The organism is Rhizobium sp. PP-CC-3G-465 (assembly GCF_004343445.1).
GTDB lineage: Bacteria > Pseudomonadota > Alphaproteobacteria > Rhizobiales > Rhizobiaceae > Ferranicluibacter > Ferranicluibacter rubi.
On sequence record NZ_SLYH01000001.1, the window covers coordinates 564,848 to 581,018 of the forward strand.

At 63.2% G+C, this 16,171-nt stretch carries 13 protein-coding genes; 8 read left to right on the forward strand and 5 right to left on the reverse strand.

The genetic code is table 11. The features are described 5' to 3' along the window. Window positions 1–97: 97 nt before the first annotated feature. Both C8J33_RS02580 and C8J33_RS02585 read right to left on the reverse strand, forming a co-directional pair. Window positions 98–1,105 (reverse strand): TRAP transporter substrate-binding protein, encoded by a 1,008-nt coding sequence (locus tag C8J33_RS02580; RefSeq protein WP_110799150.1) that lies wholly within the window; start codon window positions 1,103–1,105, stop codon window positions 98–100. 327 nt (window positions 1,106–1,432) lie between these two features. After that, entirely contained in the window at window positions 1,433–2,170 is a 738-nt protein-coding gene (locus tag C8J33_RS02585) for a GntR family transcriptional regulator (protein WP_245507042.1), read from the reverse strand. 336 nt (window positions 2,171–2,506) lie between these two features. Between C8J33_RS02585 and uxuA the strand changes: the two genes are divergently transcribed. The 6 genes from uxuA to C8J33_RS02615 all read left to right on the forward strand — a co-directional run bounded on the left by uxuA (window position 2,507) and on the right by C8J33_RS02615 (window position 10,007). After that, the gene (gene uxuA / locus C8J33_RS02590; RefSeq protein WP_132663036.1) at window positions 2,507–3,703 is read left to right on the forward strand and encodes a mannonate dehydratase; all 1,197 of its coding nucleotides are present in this window, start codon (window positions 2,507–2,509) and stop codon (window positions 3,701–3,703) included. Window positions 3,704–3,706: 3 nt separating this feature from the next. After that, window positions 3,707–5,116 carry a mannitol dehydrogenase family protein gene (locus tag C8J33_RS02595; protein ID WP_132663038.1) on the forward strand — a complete coding sequence of 470 codons (1,410 nt, stop codon included), beginning with the start codon at window positions 3,707–3,709 and terminating at the stop codon, window positions 5,114–5,116. A gap of 38 nt (window positions 5,117–5,154) precedes the next feature. Next, window positions 5,155–6,171, forward strand: a complete 1,017-nt coding sequence (locus C8J33_RS02600) for a Zn-dependent oxidoreductase (protein ID WP_132663039.1) — start codon at window positions 5,155–5,157, stop codon at window positions 6,169–6,171. Window positions 6,172–6,331: 160 nt separating this feature from the next. Next, the gene (locus C8J33_RS02605) at window positions 6,332–8,041 is read left to right on the forward strand and encodes a methyl-accepting chemotaxis protein (protein WP_132663041.1); all 1,710 of its coding nucleotides are present in this window, start codon (window positions 6,332–6,334) and stop codon (window positions 8,039–8,041) included. Window positions 8,042–8,279: 238 nt separating this feature from the next. Next, complete coding sequence (locus C8J33_RS02610) at window positions 8,280–9,308, forward strand: four-carbon acid sugar kinase family protein (protein ID WP_132663042.1); 1,029 nt, start codon at window positions 8,280–8,282, stop codon at window positions 9,306–9,308. Between the two features lie 3 nt (window positions 9,309–9,311). Continuing rightward, window positions 9,312–10,007, forward strand: coding sequence for a FadR/GntR family transcriptional regulator (locus C8J33_RS02615; protein WP_110728132.1), 696 nt, complete (start codon window positions 9,312–9,314; stop codon window positions 10,005–10,007). A gap of 46 nt (window positions 10,008–10,053) precedes the next feature. On the opposite strand, the gene C8J33_RS02620 is transcribed toward C8J33_RS02615, so the two are convergent. Genes C8J33_RS02620 through C8J33_RS02630 form a run of 3 tightly spaced genes read right to left on the reverse strand, consistent with a single transcriptional unit; the run spans window position 10,054 to window position 13,336 of the window. Then, the gene (locus C8J33_RS02620) at window positions 10,054–11,172 is read right to left on the reverse strand and encodes an iron-containing alcohol dehydrogenase (protein ID WP_110799144.1); all 1,119 of its coding nucleotides are present in this window, start codon (window positions 11,170–11,172) and stop codon (window positions 10,054–10,056) included. A 5-nt stretch (window positions 11,173–11,177) separates the two neighbouring features. Then, window positions 11,178–12,143: a 4-hydroxythreonine-4-phosphate dehydrogenase PdxA gene (gene pdxA / locus C8J33_RS02625; RefSeq protein WP_132663044.1), complete on the reverse strand. Its 966-nt coding sequence runs from the start codon at window positions 12,141–12,143 to the stop codon at window positions 11,178–11,180. Continuing rightward, a complete protein-coding gene (locus tag C8J33_RS02630) occupies window positions 12,140–13,336 on the reverse strand; it encodes a sialidase family protein (RefSeq protein ID WP_132663046.1) in 1,197 nt (398 codons plus the stop codon). Before C8J33_RS02630 ends, pdxA begins: the two co-directional genes overlap by 4 nt. A 322-nt stretch (window positions 13,337–13,658) precedes the next feature. Between C8J33_RS02630 and C8J33_RS02635 the strand changes: the two genes are divergently transcribed. Together C8J33_RS02635 and C8J33_RS02640 are read left to right on the forward strand one after the other, a co-directional pair. Next, window positions 13,659–15,158 carry an ABC transporter substrate-binding protein gene (locus C8J33_RS02635; protein ID WP_110799142.1) on the forward strand — a complete coding sequence of 500 codons (1,500 nt, stop codon included), beginning with the start codon at window positions 13,659–13,661 and terminating at the stop codon, window positions 15,156–15,158. A 96-nt stretch (window positions 15,159–15,254) separates the two neighbouring features. Next, a complete protein-coding gene (locus tag C8J33_RS02640; RefSeq protein WP_110799141.1) occupies window positions 15,255–16,169 on the forward strand; it encodes an ABC transporter permease in 915 nt (304 codons plus the stop codon). The last annotated feature ends 2 nt before the right edge of the window (window positions 16,170–16,171 follow it).

Genomic DNA, 16,171 nt, shown 5'->3' on the forward strand with positions numbered 1-16,171 from the left:
GCGGCACATCGTCCTGTTTCAGGAGAGCCCAGCGGCTTCCCGAAGCAACGCGGCGCACAGTCCCTGTTGGTGGGGGCTATGCGCCGCGATTTGGTCGTCAGAGCGTGCCGACGTCCTTCTCGAGCAGGCCCCAGGCTTCGGCGCCGAACTTTTCCTTCCAGCCGGCGTAGAAGCCGGCCTTTGCCAGCACGTCGCGGAAGGGTGCCTTGTCGACCGTGTGGAACGTCAGGCCGGCGGCCTCGATGTCGATCCGGGCCTGTTCGTTCAGGGCCTTGATGTCGGCGCGTTCGTTGACGGCGGCGGTCGACAGCTCTTCCAGAATGATGGTCTGGGCTTCGGCAGGTATCGCCGACCAGCGACGGTTGTTGCAGAAGATGTGGTGACCGTCCCAGATGTGGCCGGTCATCGAAACGTGCTTCTGCACCTCATAGAGCTTGGAGCTCTGGATGAGCGCCAGCGGATTCTCCTGGCCATCTACGATGTGCGTCTGGAGCGCGGCGTAAAGCTCGCCGAAGTTCAGCGGCGTCGGGGCGGCGCCCAGGGTCTGGAACAGCGTGACCCAGAGCTGGTTGCCGGGAACGCGGATCTTCATGCCTGCGAGGTCCGCCGGCGTCAGGATCGGCTTGCTGCCCGTCGTGATGTTGCGGTAGCCATTGTCGAGCATCTTCGGGAAGACGAACAAGCCGGCCTCGAAGAAAGCCTTGCGAACGAAATCGCCGAGATCGCCGTCCATGGCCTTCCAGACATGGTCGTAAGTGGGGAAGGCGAAGGCGACTGCATTGATGGCGGCAAACGGTACGATGGTCTGGTTGACGCTCGACGTGGACATCAGATCGAGGGCGCCGCCGCGGACCTGGGCAAACATGTCGGACTCGCCGCCGAGCTGGCTACCCGGATAGACCTGCAGGTCGATGGCACCTTCCGAACGTGCAGCGATCGCTTTCGATGCTTCGACGATACGGGTGACGCCAGGGTGCGTGGGCGGGAAGGCCGTGCCGTAACGCAGCTTGACCTTGGAGGCCGCGCGCAGAATGCCGGGGGCTGCAATCAGCCCCGCAGCGGCACCCGCCGCAAATGTGCCGAACGTTCTCCGTGTAATGTTCATGATGTTCCTCCCAGGTTGATATGTGTCAATCCTCCCGCTGCAGCCTGTGCCGCGCGGTTCGGTCGTCGGGGTCGGTGGTGGTGAGCGAGACGGGCTGACGAAGCCGTCCCTTGGATCATCCGGTATCTTGCGCCCCCGCGGCCGGTTCGGAGATCACGATCTCCGTAGCGATCAAGCTCCGTGGCAATCCAGCGATGGCATTCCGTCGATGCAGTTCCCCCTGCCTCCTCCATTCGCCGATCCGCGGCTATCCTCCCATCTTGTCTATGACTACCATGGTAGAATGTCAACCAGGTGCGGGGAAGGTATTTTAGAGACGTCGGGAATTCACGCTTCGATGAGATCAGCACGCTGTTCGCGCAGGCGATGCGCCGTGCGCAGGACCTCGCGCAGATGCGCCGCCATGCTGTTTCCAGCCGTGACGGCATCGCCCGCTTCGATGGCATCCACGACGGCGCGGTGTTGTCCGAGGAGGGTCCTGAGGTGAGATGGGTCGGGCAGGCTGAGATAGCGCACGCGGTCCATCTGCAGCTTGACGGACTGGATGACGCGCCAGCTCTTCGACAGCGATGCCTCCTCGCAGAAGCTGCGGTGGAAGGTTTCGTCGAGATCGAGAAAGAGGTCGAGCGCCTCCGCATTCACGGCCTTTTCCTGATCGTAGAGATTGCTTTTGATTTCGGTCAGGAAGCGCCGGGAACAGCCGGCTGCCAGGCGTTTTGTGATGGAAACCTCCAATGCTTCTCGAATGAACTGTGCTTCTTCGACGTCCCGAAGGCGAATCGGTGCGACGAAGCTGCCGCGTTGCGGGAGGATGTCGATGAGGCCTTCATCGGCCAGCCGGATCAGGGCCTCGCGCACCGGTGTGCGGCTGACGCCGAGCTGAAGGGAAAGCTCTTTTTCGCTCAGTGCCTCGGATGGCATCATGGCGAGCGTGATGATCGCGCGCCTCAGCTTCTCGTAAATCTGCGCCGCGATCGGCTGGCGGGGATTGATGGTCAGAAGAACCGAAGAGGCGGGCCCCCCCATTCCGGATTCCGAGATCTCATCCGTACGTTTCACCACCATTTCGGCGATCCTTCATGTCTTTCGTTTGAACGGTAATCGCACAGTTCCGAGAGAATATCCACGCCCGACGCGTTGACAGTCTGCCATGGTAGTATATTAAATGATGCGACCCTAATGGTCGGGATGGCGAGGAGCGCGTCCCGACTCGGTCGGCTGGGGAGGCTTCCGTGATTCACTTACCGTCGATTCGGATCGACCGATTCGTATCGTCAGGCATTTCCCTTGGCCGGGCCCGGTCGATGTCGGTCACGCCCTGTGTGGCGTGTCGGTGCGGCGCTTTGGGTTCCCGATGAGACGTGCGCACGCGAAGTCGCAAAGCCCGAAGAGGAAAAAAGCATGAGACATATCTGGCGCTGGTTTGGTCCGATTGACAAGGTCACGGTGCAGGATGCCGCGCAGGCCGGGGCCCGCGGCATCGTCAGCGCATTGCATCATGTGCCGACAGGCACCGCTTGGACACTGGACGAAATCCAGAAGCGGCAAGCGGAGGTCCGCGCGGGTGGTCTGGAGTGGGAACTTGTCGAGAGTATTCCGGTATCCGAGAGCATCAAGACGCAGACCGGCGACTGGAAGGCGCATATCGAAGCCTGGAAGGAAAGCCTGCGGCAGCTTGCCAAGGCGGGTATCTCGACGGTCTGCTACAATTTCATGCCGGTTCTCGACTGGACGCGGACGGATCTTCGTTGGGAAACGGACGACGGCGCCCGCGCCATGCGCTTCGACCTCGTGGATTTCGTCGCGTTCGATGTTCACGTCCTCAAGCGCCCGGGTGCTGCCGAAGACTATCCCGCAGCGCTGTTGGACGCCGCCAGGCAACGCTTCGCCGAGATGTCGTCGGACAAGATCGCTGCGATTTCGCGCAATGTCGGTGCCGGTCTGCCGGGTTCGTCCGACGGCTACAGCATCGATGAGCTCAATGTTGCCCTGACACGCTATGACGGGATCGGCGCGGAGAAGCTGCGGGCCCATCTCATCGATTTCCTCGCCGAAGTGGCCCCCGTTGCCGAAAGCCTGAATATGCGCCTGTGCGCCCATGGTGACGATCCGCCGTGGCCGCTCCTCGGCCTGCCGCGTGTGCTTTCGACCGAAGCGGATTATGTGAAGGTGCTGGAGGCGGTCGATCTGAACGCCAATGGCGTCACCTTCTGCACCGGTTCGCTCGGCGCCCGGTCCGACAACGATCTGCCGGCCATGATCAAGCGCCTGGCGCCGCGCATCCATTTCGCGCATCTGCGCAATGTGACGCGCGAAACGGATGGCTTGCCCTGCTCGTTCTTCGAGGCGCAACATCTGGGTGGCAATACGGACATGGTCGCAGTGATTGCCGCGCTGGTCTCCGAGGAGCGCCGTCGCAAGGCCGAGGGACGTGAGGACCACGTGATCTTCATGCGGCCCGATCACGGCCAGGAGATTCTAGAAGACCTGACGCGCGGTGCGCAGCCGGGCTATCCGGCCATCGGCCGCTTGAAGGGCCTCGCGGAATTGCGCGGCATCGAGCAGGCTTTGTCTCATGCGGAATATGGACTGAATTAAGCGATGACACGGCTCGATAGGACGACCCATATCCCTGCCCATGTCGAACGCCCGGCGTTCGATCCGGCGACCTTGAAGGCCGGCATCGTTCACATCGGCATCGGCGCCTTTCATCGGGCCCATCAGGCTGTCTATACCGATCTGGCACTTGCGGCCGAGGGTGGCGACTGGGGGATCGTGGGCGCAAGCCTGCGGTCCGTCGAGATCGTCGCGGATCTGAAAGCGCAGGATCATCTCTATAGCGTCGTCACCCGCGGGGCGAATGCCGATCGAGCGCGCATCGTCGGCTCGATCATCGAGGCGATCGCCGCGACGGAACAGCGGGAGCATCTTCTCGACCGGCTTGCCGACAATGCCATCCGCATCGTCACGCTGACCGTGAGCGAGAAGGCCTATGGCATCGATCCGGTGTCGGGAGGGCTCGACCTTTCCCATGCCGCCATTGCGCGTGATCTTGCAAGCCCGGGCGCGCCTGTCGGCGTCATCGGGCTTCTGGTCGAGGCGCTGGCACGCCGCATGCAGCTTGGGCGCAACCCCTTGACCATTCTCTGCTGCGACAATCTTCCGGGCAACGGACAGGTGGTTCGTCGGCTCGTTCTGGAGATGGCGGAGCGCCGGGATGCAGCGCTGGCGCAGTGGATCGAACGGGAGATCCGCTTTCCCTCCAGCATGGTCGATCGGATCGTGCCTGCGGCAACGGATGCAACGCGGAGTTTGAGCGCGTCCCTCATCGGGGCGGACGATCGTCTGGCGCTCGAAACCGAGCCCTTTACCCAATGGGTCATCGAGGACGATTTCGCTGCCGGCCGCCCCGCCTGGGAGGCAGGCGGTGCGATCTTCGTCAGGCACGTCCATGCCTATGAAACGATGAAGCTCCGGCTTCTCAACGGCTCGCACTCGCTCTTCGCCTATCTCGGCCAGCGCCACGGCCTCAAATATGTCCGGGATGTCATGGCCGTTCCTGAGCATGCCGAGCGGGTTCGCCGCCATATGCATGCCGTCCTGCCGACGCTCGACGCCGTGCCGGAAATCGACCTTGCCGCCTATTGCGACCAGCTCGTCGCGCGCTTCGCCAATCCGGCCATCGCGCATCGCACGGCGCAGATCGCCATGGACGGAACGCAGAAGATGCCGCAACGCATCTTTGCGCCGGCCATGGAACGGTTGGCAGCCGGCGATGACGCCGCAGGTTTTGCCGATGTCGTGGCACTGTGGCTTGCCTATGTCGTTGCCGTCGATCGGCTGGACGATCCGCGTGCAGATGAGCTGAAGGTCGCCGCGCAGCAGGCGGTTGCCGCCGGATCCGCCGCGCCCTTCTTCGAGGTCGTCGGCTTGTTTCCACCGGCACTCCAGGAAAACACGGCCTGGCGCGCCTTGGTCGATGCCCGGCTCTCGGCGATGAACGCTCTCTGAAAACACCGAGGCGCGAAGGCGCGCAGGAGACTGACGACATGGTGACGATTTCCGTTCGCGAGCCCTACAAGCTTGAAATCGACGACAGACCCGTTCCCCAGCCCGGCCCCGGTGAGGTCGCGATCCGGGTTCGTCGTGCGGGCATTTGCGGGTCCGACATGCACATCCTCCATGGTTCCAACCCCTTCGCGGTCTACCCGCGCGTCATCGGTCACGAATTTGCCGGTGTCATCGAGGCGCTGGGCGAGGGCGTGTCGTCGCTTGCCATCGGCGAGCATGTGGTCGCCGATCCGGTCATCTCCTGCGGCACCTGTTATCCCTGCCGTATCGGGCGCTCCAACGTCTGCGCCAACCTGCAGGTCATCGGTGTCCATCGCGATGGCGGCTTCCGCGCGGTGGCGATCGTCCCCGAGGCGAATGCCGTCAAGGTCTCGTCGACGCTCGGGCTCGACGTCGCCGCGCTTGCCGAGCCGCTGGCGGTCGCTGCCAACGTTCTCTGGCGCACGGAGTGCACGAATGAGGACGTCGTCCTGATCTATGGGGCGGGCACCGTCGGCATCACCGTTCTTCAGATGGCCAAGATGAAGGGTGCCCGCTGCATCATCGCCGATATCGACGCCGATCGCCTCGTGCGCGCACGGGAATTCGGTGCGGACGTGGTCATCAATTCGCGCGAGCAGTCGGTGGCCGAGGTCGTCGCACCGGAACTCGGCGGTCTCGGTCCGTCGATCGTCATCGACGGTGCCGGCATTCCGAGCCTGCTCGAAGAGGCCTGCCGGGTCGCGGCACCTGCCGGACGCATCGGGCTTTTGGGCTTTTCGCCGGGCCCCTGCAACATCAGCCAGCAGGAAATCGTCCGCAAGGAACTGACGCTGGTCGGCTCGCGCCTCAACCGCCGTTTCATTCCCGAGGTGATCGGCTGGCTGGAAGCCGGTCTGCTGCGTCCGGAAGCCATGATCACGCAGACATTTGACGCCCGTGACGCCCGCGCCGCGTTCGATCTTGTCGAAAAGCACCCCGAACAGACGCTGAAGGTTCAGCTCGTTTTCTCCTGACATGCGTGCGATGGCGGCCTTTTGAGCACAGGCGGAGGCCGCCCATCGTTAAAATTGGGTGACCTGACCCGGAATGCCCCGCTAGTTCTCGTATTCAATCTTAGTGATCCCTTAATTTTAAACTCTGATAGTCCTTCGCATATTTGATGGAGGATTAACGATGGCTGGGCTTTTTTCATCGACGTCAGACAGGGTTTTGGAGGCGCTCGATCGATCGTCCGCTATCATCGAATTCGACATGACGGGGAAGATTCTCAAGGCGAACAAGAACTTTTGCGACCTTCTGGGCTATGCCGAAAGCGAGATCGTCGGCCGGAACCATCGTATCTTCGTTGAAACGGATTATGCGGCATCCGACGATTATGCGGCCTTCTGGAAACAGCTTCGGGACGGCAATTTCGTCAGCAGCGAGTTCGCGCGGATCACGAAGACCGGCGCGGAAGTCTTCATTCGCGGCAATTACAATCCGATCAGGAATGCGACAGGCAAGGTCGTGAAGGTCATCAAGTTCGCCAATGATATCACCGAGATGAAGATCGCCAGCATCGATTCCGGTGCCAAGATCGACGCGATATCCCGTGCGCAGGCCGTGATCGAGTTCAAGCCCGACGGCACGGTCATCACCGCCAACGACAACTTCCTCAACGCCCTCGGATACGGCCTTGCGGACATCGTCGGCAAGAACCACAGCATGTTCGTCGATTCCGCCTATCGCGCGTCCAGTGCCTATGTCGACTTCTGGAAGAAGCTGAATGCCGGCGAGTTCGTCTCCGGAGAGTTCACACGCATCGGCAAGCGCGGGCAGGAGGTCTTCATTCAGGCGTCCTACAATCCTGTTTTCGATCTGAAGGGCCGGGTCATGAAGGTCGTCAAGTTCGCGACCGATGTGAGCGAGCGCGTGACGAATGTCGATCGTCTGGCGGAGAGCCTGTCGAAGCTTGCGGACGGCCATCTCGGGCAGCAGATCGAGACGCCGTTCCTGCCGAGCCTCGACAAGCTGAGGACCGATTTCAATGCAGCCTGTCGTAAGCTCGAAAGCGCGCTGAAGGCGGTGAGGTCGAATGCTGAAGCGATCGCTGCCGGTGCGGACGAGGTTCGTGTGTCGGCCGACGACCTTGCGCGGCGAACCGAACAGCAGGCGTCTTCCGTCGAGCAAACCGCGGCGGCGCTCGAGGAAATCACCACCACGGTCAAGGGATCCAGCCAGCGTGCCGAGGGCGCGGGCGTTCTCGTCGGTCGCGCCAAGGAAAGTGCGGATCATTCCGGCGATATCGTGCGCGAAGCGATCTCGGCCATGGACAAGATCGACAATTCCTCCCGCGAGATCGCCAACATTATCGGCGTCATCGACCAGATCGCGTTCCAGACCAATCTGCTGGCGCTGAATGCCGGTGTCGAGGCGGCACGGGCAGGGGACGCCGGCAAGGGCTTCGCGGTCGTCGCCCAGGAGGTTCGCGAACTCGCCCAGCGCTCTGCGGTCGCTGCCAAGGAAATCAAGGCGCTCATCACGACCTCGACTTCGCATGTCGAAGACGGTGTGTCGCTCGTCAGCAAGGCCGGCGAAGCCCTGCAGACGATCGCCGGGCATGTCCAGCAGATCAACGAGGATATCCGCGCGATCGTGGAGGCCGCCCGCGAGCAATCCACCGCCCTCGGCGAGATCAACCAGGCCATCAACACGGTCGACCAGGGCACACAGCAGAATGCGGCCATGGTCGAGGAGCAGACGGCCGCAAGCCATGGTCTCGCGGAAGAAGCGCGTGCGCTCTTCCATCTGCTGGAGCAGTTCCAGTTCGACGAACCGGTGTCGCATCGGACGGTCTCTTCCACCTCCGTTGCACGCGGCGGCCGCACCAAGGTTGCTGCCTGATCCGTCAAGGCTAGAAGACCTTTAGAGGAACGGCCATCGTGTCCCTGTGACGCGATGGCCGAACTGTTTCCAGACCTGTATCGGTTTGACCCCAGCGGTCTTGCTACGGCTGCGGGTGGGTCGTGATCACTGCGCGTTCGAGAATAACGGAATACCTGTCATATCCGGACGGAAAATCTTGACAAATCAATACATCATGTTCGAATAAAGATGACAACTTATTACGGAGACTGTCATCTTGCTGGTCATTCTTGCCGACGATCTCACGGGCACGCTCGATGCTGCGGCGCCCTTTGCTGCGCGGGGTTTGACCGTCGAGGTCGCCCTCGCACCGGCTGCGATCTCTGAGGCTCTGGCAGATGGGCCGGATGTTCTCTCGATCAACGTCCAGTCGCGGGAAGTCGGTGCAGAAGCCGCGCAGGCAGCGACACGTGCCGTTCTCGCCGCCTTGCCTGCGGACGTCTTGCTCTTCAAGAAGGTCGATTCGCGGTTGAAGGGGCATATTGCCGCTGAGCTCGACGTAATGCTGTTTCGGGCGGCGCTGGTGGCCCCCGCGATCCCTGACTTCGGCCGTTTGGTGAAGGACGGGAAGGTCTGCGGCTTCGGCGTCGATGTGCCGATTCCGGTTGCCGATCGCCTCGGGGTGCATGCCGGCAAGGCGCGGATACCCGATACGGCCGACATGGACGCAATGGCGGCGCACCTCGATGACGCTCTGGCTGCGGGCGTCGATCTGCTCGTCGGCGCACGTGGCCTCGCCGAAGCTTTGGCGCGGCGGATGACCGGCAATGCGCAGGCACACGCGGCCGAGGTTCCTGTCGGGCCCGGCCTGTTCGTCATCGGGTCGCGCGATCCCATCACACTGGCGCAGATCGAGCATCTTCGCACCCGTCATGCGCCGGCTTATGTCGCCGCACCGAACGGACGCCTGTCGCCCGATGATCGTGCGGGTACCGCCCTGACACTGGTGCAGGCCGTTCCGGGCGAGGAGGAGGTGTCGTCGCTCGATGTTGCACGTCATCTCGCCTCGGGCGTCTATCCCGGCTGCGTGGACCCGTCGGCGACACTGATTCTTTCGGGGGGCGCAACGGCGGAGGCGGTGCTCGAGCGGATGGGCATTCATCGGTTCCGGCTGATGGGAGAATGCATGCCTGGTCTTGGTGTTGCCTTTGCGAACGGGCATTGCATTATCGCGAAATCCGGTGGCTTCGGCGGAGCGGAAACGCTGAGCGAAATCGCCGGGCAGATGCTTCGGGACAGGGGTTGAGGAATGGGACTGGAAGCGGGAACGACACGCAAGAGCCTCGGCGACGTGGTGTTCGAGCGCATGCACCGCGCCATCAAGTCCGGGGCCTACCAGCCGGACGAGCGCCTGCCGACGGAGCATGACTTGGCAGCGGAGTTCGAAGTGTCGCGCCCGATCATCCGCGAGGCGTTGCGGCGCCTGCGGGAGCAGGGGCTGATCTACTCGCGGCGCGGTGCGGGAAGCTTCGTGCGCGCGCTGGGCCTGAAGGAGCCGCTCGGTTTCGGGCAGCTCGAAAACGTCGCCGATCTTCTGAACTGTTACGAGTTCCGGCTGACGCTGGAGCCGGCTGCCGCCAGTGCCGCCGCGGCGCGGCATACGGAGGCAAGCCTCACCGCTATCGCCCAAGCGCTGGAACTGATGCGGGATGCGACCAACCGGCAGTCGCATCGCGTAGACGCGGATTTCGAGTTCCATCTCGCCATCGCCCGGGCGGCGCGCAACTCCTACTTCTCGACGGCCATGGAAGCCCTGAAGGAGCACATCGCCGTCGGCATGAAATTCCACGGTGCCTCCGTGAAGCGCGACAGCGCCGGGCTTGCCCGGGTTTTCGGCGAGCACGAGGCCATCGCCAAAGCCATCGCCTCGGGCGATGGTCCGCTCGCGGGACAGTTGATGCGGGAGCACCTGACGGGGTCGCGCGAGCGGCTGTTTCCCAACTGAGATGCATGATGCCAGCGTCTTCCGTCGGAAGACGCTGGCCGGGCCGTCAGTAGGCGGCGCGGTAGATGGCGAGGACGTCTTCGACGCTCATGTCGATGGGGTTGTTGTCCATCAGACGACGGTTGGCGTGGGCATCCGCCGCATAGACCGGCAGATCGGCCTCGGTCGCGCCATGCGCGCGCAGCGACATCTCGATGCCGAGATTGCGGCAGAAGGTGTGGGCGGAGCGCTGGAGGTCGTCCTGCGAAAGCCGTTCGCCGAGACCGAGCGCCTGGGCGACTTCGGCGGACTTCTCCGCTGCCACCGGCTGGTTGAAGGCGAGAACCTGCGGGAAGATGATGGCGTTCGCCAAGCCATGGGGCAGGCGAAGCCGTGTACCCAGGGGGTAGGCGATGGCGTGGCCTGCCGCGGTGTTGACGGGCCCAAGGCATATGCCGCCGTAATAGGAGGCGAGCATCATTCCCTCGCGGGCTTCCGTATCCGTGCCGTCGCGGACGGCGCGAGCGAGAAAGCGGCCGACGAGATGAAAGCCCATGCGGGCAAAGCCGTCGATCATCGGATGGGCGCGGCGGTTGGTGAAGGCCTCGACGCAATGCGCCATGGCATCCACGCCGGTCGCGGCCGTCACGGCCGGGGGGACGGAGTAGGTCAGTTCAGGATCGAGCACGGCGACATCGGCGATCAGGTGCGGGCTTTCCACCGCGATCTTGTTGCCTTTTCCGGGATCGGTGATCAGCGAGCGGATGCCGGCTTCCGATCCCGTGCCGGCGGTGGTGGCGACCTGCACGAGGCGCGTGCGACGACCGGCGACCTTGTTCGGTCCTGCCACGTCGGCCAGCGTCTGGTCGCCGTCCCAGAGGGCCGCCACCAGCTTGGCGACGTCCAGCACCGAGCCGCCGCCAAGGCCGACGATCAGGTCGGGACTGCAGCCGCGCGCGGCCTCGATCGCTGCATCCAGCGTCGTGATATCGGGCTCGCCGGGAATGGCGTCGAAGACGGTGATGCGGCCCTTCAATGCAAGGCGATCGATGAAGCCGGCGGTGATGGGCGTTGCGATGACCAGCACAGAGGTCGCGTCGGCGGCCCAGGTACCGACGTCGCGGATGGTGCCGGCGCCGACGATGAGGCGACGCGGCTGATGAAGGGTGATGGGCGCGATGGTCATGGCGGTTATCCCTGCTCTGCGTGCGCGGCGCGGCCGGCGACGAGCTTGCGCGCATAGGCGATCGCTTCCAGCATGTTGCCATGGTTGGCGATGCCCTTGCCGGCGATATCGAAGGCCGTGCCGTGATCGACCGAGGTGCGGTCGATGGGGAGATCGACGGACACGTTGACGGCCGTGTCGAAGGCGACGAGCTTGATCGGGATGTGCCCCTGATCGTGGTACTGCGCGACGATGAGGTCGAACGCGCCGGTATAGGCGCGGTGGAAGACCGTATCCGCCGAGATGGGACCGTGTGCATCGATGCCTTCGGCGCGCGCCGCCGCGACGGCGGGAGCGATCTGGTCGTCGTCCTCGGTGCCGAAGAGACCGTTCTCGCCGCAATGCGGATTGATGCCGGCAATGGCGATGCGCGGTGCAGCATAGCCGATGCGCTTCAGATGGGCGTCGCCGGCGCGGATGGTGGCGAGCACGCGCTCGGTCGTTGCCCGCTGGATGGCTTCCTTGAGGGACACATGCGTGGAGACGTGGATGACCTTCAGCTTTTCGGAGGCCAGCAGCATGTAGGCGGCCTTGGAGCCGGTGAGGCTGCGCAGCATGCCGGTGTGGCCGTCATAGTGATGGCCGGCAAGGTTCAGTGCTTCCTTGTTGATCGGTGCGGTGACGATGCAGCCGATGGTCTTGGCCTCCGCATCGCGCACGGCCTTCTCGATGAAGCGGAAGGCGGCGTCGCCGGCGACCGGGCTCAACTGCCCCCAGGCGAGCGGTGCACCTTCGATCGGCAGGTCGACGACGTAGGGGGTCAGGTCGATGTCGAGGCCCAGCGCATCGCGCGCGGCTTCGAGCGTCGGCAGGTTGCCGTAGATGCGGGTGCGGTCCCGGTCTTCCCCCGACATGTCGAGGAGGGCACGCACGGAAATCTCCGGGCCGACGCCGCAGGGGTCGCCCATGGTGATGCCGATGATTTTGCTCATGAAAGTCTCCGTCCAGCCGCACTGTCCCAGCCGGGAGCCAGGCGGACATGTTTGATCGCGCGACGATGATAGGTGTAGGCGAGATGCAGCGTCCCGTCCGGCTCTTCGAGCAGCCAGGGATAGGACATCTCCTTGTTGCGGCCGTCGATGGAATCGTTCGACAGGCAGGTTCCGGGTCCCGTCTCAACGACCAGCCTTTCCGGAAAGGTCAGGCCGTCGTCTGTCGAGAGGCAGAGCGCGACCGGGGCGCGGGGCACACCCCAGACCGGCACGCAGCCGCCCGTGGGGTCCGCATCCGGCCGGTCGTCCGCCTCGCCGAGTTCGTCATAGAGCGAGGCGCGGCGTTCCCCAGACTGGCTGGCATTGACCGGGTTGCAGATGATGGCGAGCCGGCCATCCCGCAGGCGAGTGGCGGCGATGGAAGAGTTGTTGTTCGGCACGTCGGTGGGGGCCGGCGCCGACCATGTTCGCCCGCCATCCGTGGTTTCGGTACGATAGATGACATCGGCCTGCCGGCGGCGGAAGAAGGCGGCGTATCGGTCTTCTCCGAGGCTGACCGGGCCGAGATGGACGCAGCCGATGGAGGCATCGATATCCTGCAGCCGCCACGTTTCGCCGCCGTCCTCCGAGATCGCGACAGCCGCGGTGTCGTGGCTGCCGTTCCATTTCTGGTTCGGCCGCTGGATGCAGCGGAAGATCGGCAGCAGCCAGGCGCCGTCCGCCCGGACGACGATACCGGCGCGCACGAAGCAGCCGCGCGGCAGATCGAGATAGCGCCCGCCCGGCGCGGTGAGCACGAGCGGATCGTCGGCATCGCGAAACACCTCGACCATGCGGATGCGGCATTCGTCCTGGTTTCCGGAAGGCTGCGAGGTGTGGAACAGCCAGAGCTTCCCGTCCGGTGCGGCAAAGAACATGGGGTTCTGTTCGGAATGGGCCGGATCGTTGCTCAGTTGCTGCGGCGGCCCCCAGGTCGAGGCGCCTTTGGGAAGTACGCAGGCGAAGATCGAAATGTCCGACTTGCCTTCCAGCGTACCGCCGAACCAGGCGCAGACGAGCGCGCCATCCTCCAGTCGATGCAGAAAGGCGGCGTGGTTCTGAATCATCGGCGAGGGAAGCAGCGCTTCGTCCCGTCCGGACGTCACGGGTACAAGGGCTCCGCTCATGCCGCGGGCGATTTCTTCGGGATTCATCTTGTCCTCCATGCTGGTCAGAAGTCATGGAATTTGTATAGTTGTCAAGTTTTCCAATGTCATTCCGTTGAAATATCGATCCTTTCTAAAATATTATCTATATGAATTTAAATGTATTTTTGAAGAAAAATTTTTTGTGAGAAATGACATGAGAAATTAATTTGACAAAGTTGTGGTGAGGTCCGATGGTATGGTCAGCCTTGGCGAGAGGAAGCTCGGGACAACGGATCATTGCCGACCGGACGTTTCGAGCGGCAGCGCGACATCGATGCCTTGAGAGAGCCCGATCGCGTTCAACGGATGGAAGAGGGAGGAGACTATCGTGAAGAAAACACTGATTCTCGGCGCGCTGATGTTGTGCACCGCCTTGACGCCGGCATTTGCCGCGTCCGGCCCGATCAAGGTCGTGCTGGCCGAAGAGGCCGACCTGCTGGAGCCCTGCATGGCGACCCGCTCGAACATCGGGCGCGTGATCATGCAGAATGTCAGCGAGACGCTAACGGAACTCGACGTGCGCGGACAGCAGGGCGTGACGCCGCGGCTGGCCGAGAAATGGGAGCAGAACGCCGACGGTTCTTGGCGCTTCCATCTGCGCCAGGGCGTGAAATTCTCTGACGGCACGACGTTCGATGCCAAGGACGTGAAGCACAGCTTCGACCGCATCTTCAGCGACAAGAACGCCTGCGAATCCCGCCGTTACTTCGGCGGAATGAAGATCGAGGCGAAGATCGTCGACGATCACACGGTCGATTTCAGTGCCGACCCCGTCCAGCCGATCCTGCCGCTCTTGATGTCGCTCGTCACCATCGTTCCCGAGGAGACACCGCTCGAGTTCATCCGCGAGCCCGTCGGCACCGGCCCTTACAAGCTGACCAACTGGACGCCGGGCCAGCAGATCGTGCTCACCGCCCGTGACGACTACTGGGGCGCCAAGCCCGACGTGACGGAAGCGACCTACCTGTTCCGTGCCGACCCTTCGGTTCGCGCCGCGATGGTGCAGGCCGGCGAAGCGGATCTCGCGCCGTCGATCTCGCAGCTGGAAGCGACGAATGCCGCGACCGATCTGTCCTATCTCGACAGTGAGACCGTCTATCTGCGTATCGACCACAATATCGCGCCGCTCTCCGACGTTCGCGTCCGGCGTGCGCTGAACCTCGCGATCGACCGTCAGGCGTTCCTCGGCACGCTGGTTCCGGAAAGCGCGGTTCTCGCCACGGCCATCGTGCCGCCGACGACGCTCGGCTGGAACCCGGATGTGAAGCAATTCCCGTTCGATCCTGAAGGTGCCAAGAAGCTGCTCGCGGAAGCCAAGGCCGATGGCGTGCCGGTGGATACCTCCATCGAGGTCATCGCCCGTTCCGCAAACTTCCCGAACGTCACGGAAATCATGGAAGCCATCCAGGGACAGCTTCAGGATGTCGGCTTCAAGATCGACCTGAAGTTCGTCGAAGTGGCCGAGCACGAGGGCTACTATTCCAAGCCCTTCAAGGAAGGTCGCGGACCGCAGATCGTCGCGGCGATGCATGACAACTCGAAGGGCGATCCGTCGTTCTCGATGTTCTTCAAGTACGCGACCGAAGGCACGCAGTCCGGCTTCTCCGATCCGAAGGTGGACGACCTGATCAAGCGGGCCTCGGCTGCCGTGGGTGACGAGCGCGCCAAGCTCTGGTCCGAAGTCATCGCCTATGTCCACGATGATGTGGTGGCCGACGTCCTGCTCTTCCACATGGTCGGCTTCGCCCGGGTTTCGGAGCGTCTGGCGTTCACACCGACGATCGCTACGAACTCGACGCTTCAGCTGTCCGAGATCAAGATCAAGTAATGCAGGATGGCGGGCGCTCCGGCGCCCGTCGCCAGGTTACGGCGGCGGCGGGATGATCCCGCCGCCCATGCCGCAGGAATTTCTGGCGAGGATGCCATGTTAAGCTTCATTCGAAAACGCGCCATCGCCAGCCTGATCTCCCTTGTCGGATTGATCGTGCTGGTGTTTTTTCTTTCGCGGCTGACGGGCGATCCCGCAGCGCTGTTTCTCCCCGTCGAAGCCTCTGCCGAACTGAAGCAGCAGTTCCGCGAACTGCATGGCCTCAACGATCCGCTGATGGTGCAGTTCGCGAATTACGTCGGCGATGTCGTCACCGGCGATTTCGGCGAATCGCTGCGCAAGGCGCGCCCGGCGCTCGACGTGGTTCTCGAAGCTTTCGTCTGGACGCTCTGGCTGGCCGCCATCACCATGTCGCTTGTCACGGGTGCGGCCATCCTCGTCGGTTCGCTCGCCGCTTTTCGCGCGGGTGGCTTCTTCGACCGCTTCTCCTCGATCGTCTCGCTCATCGGCGCCTCCGTGCCGGATTTCTGGCTTGCCATCGTCGCCATCGTCGTCTTTTCGGTCAATCTCGCCTGGTTGCCGACGTCGGGCACGGGCTCGATATGGCACTGGATCCTGCCGATCTGCGTGCTTTTCGTGCGTCCCTTCGGCATCATCGTCCAGATCGTGCGCGGCTCGATGATCGGTGCGCTGTCTTCCGCCTACGTCAAGACGGCGCGGGCGAAGGGCGTGAAGTCCGGGCCGATCATCTTCATCCACGCGTTGCGCAACGCCATGCTGCCGATCATCACCGTCATCGGCGATCAGGCGGCAAGCCTGCTTAACGGTGCCGTGATCGTCGAGACGATCTTCGGTTTTCCCGGCGTCGGCAAGCTGATGATCGACAGCATCCTTCAGCGGGACTTCAACGTCGTGCTGGCGGCGATCCTCGTTACGGCGCTGGCCATCTTCCTCATGAACCTGCTGATCGACATGGCCTATGCGCTGCTCGATCCGCGCATCCGGCATTGAGG

Bases quoted from the DNA above. Each gene is read 5' to 3' on its own strand.
- C8J33_RS02580 (WP_110799150.1), bottom strand. From the start codon at position 1,105: ATGAACATTACACGGAGAACGTTCGGCACATTTGCGGCGGGTGCCGCT.
- C8J33_RS02585 (WP_245507042.1), bottom strand. From the start codon at position 2,170: ATGGTGGTGAAACGTACGGATGAGATCTCGGAATCCGGAATGGGGGGG.
- uxuA (WP_132663036.1), top strand. From the start codon at position 2,507: ATGAGACATATCTGGCGCTGGTTTGGTCCGATTGACAAGGTCACGGTG.
- C8J33_RS02595 (WP_132663038.1), top strand. From the start codon at position 3,707: ATGACACGGCTCGATAGGACGACCCATATCCCTGCCCATGTCGAACGC.
- C8J33_RS02600 (WP_132663039.1), top strand. From the start codon at position 5,155: ATGGTGACGATTTCCGTTCGCGAGCCCTACAAGCTTGAAATCGACGAC.
- C8J33_RS02605 (WP_132663041.1), top strand. From the start codon at position 6,332: ATGGCTGGGCTTTTTTCATCGACGTCAGACAGGGTTTTGGAGGCGCTC.
- C8J33_RS02615 (WP_110728132.1), top strand. From the start codon at position 9,312: ATGGGACTGGAAGCGGGAACGACACGCAAGAGCCTCGGCGACGTGGTG.
- C8J33_RS02620 (WP_110799144.1), bottom strand. From the start codon at position 11,172: ATGACCATCGCGCCCATCACCCTTCATCAGCCGCGTCGCCTCATCGTC.
- pdxA (WP_132663044.1), bottom strand. From the start codon at position 12,143: ATGAGCAAAATCATCGGCATCACCATGGGCGACCCCTGCGGCGTCGGC.
- C8J33_RS02630 (WP_132663046.1), bottom strand. From the start codon at position 13,336: ATGAATCCCGAAGAAATCGCCCGCGGCATGAGCGGAGCCCTTGTACCC.
- C8J33_RS02640 (WP_110799141.1), top strand. From the start codon at position 15,255: ATGTTAAGCTTCATTCGAAAACGCGCCATCGCCAGCCTGATCTCCCTT.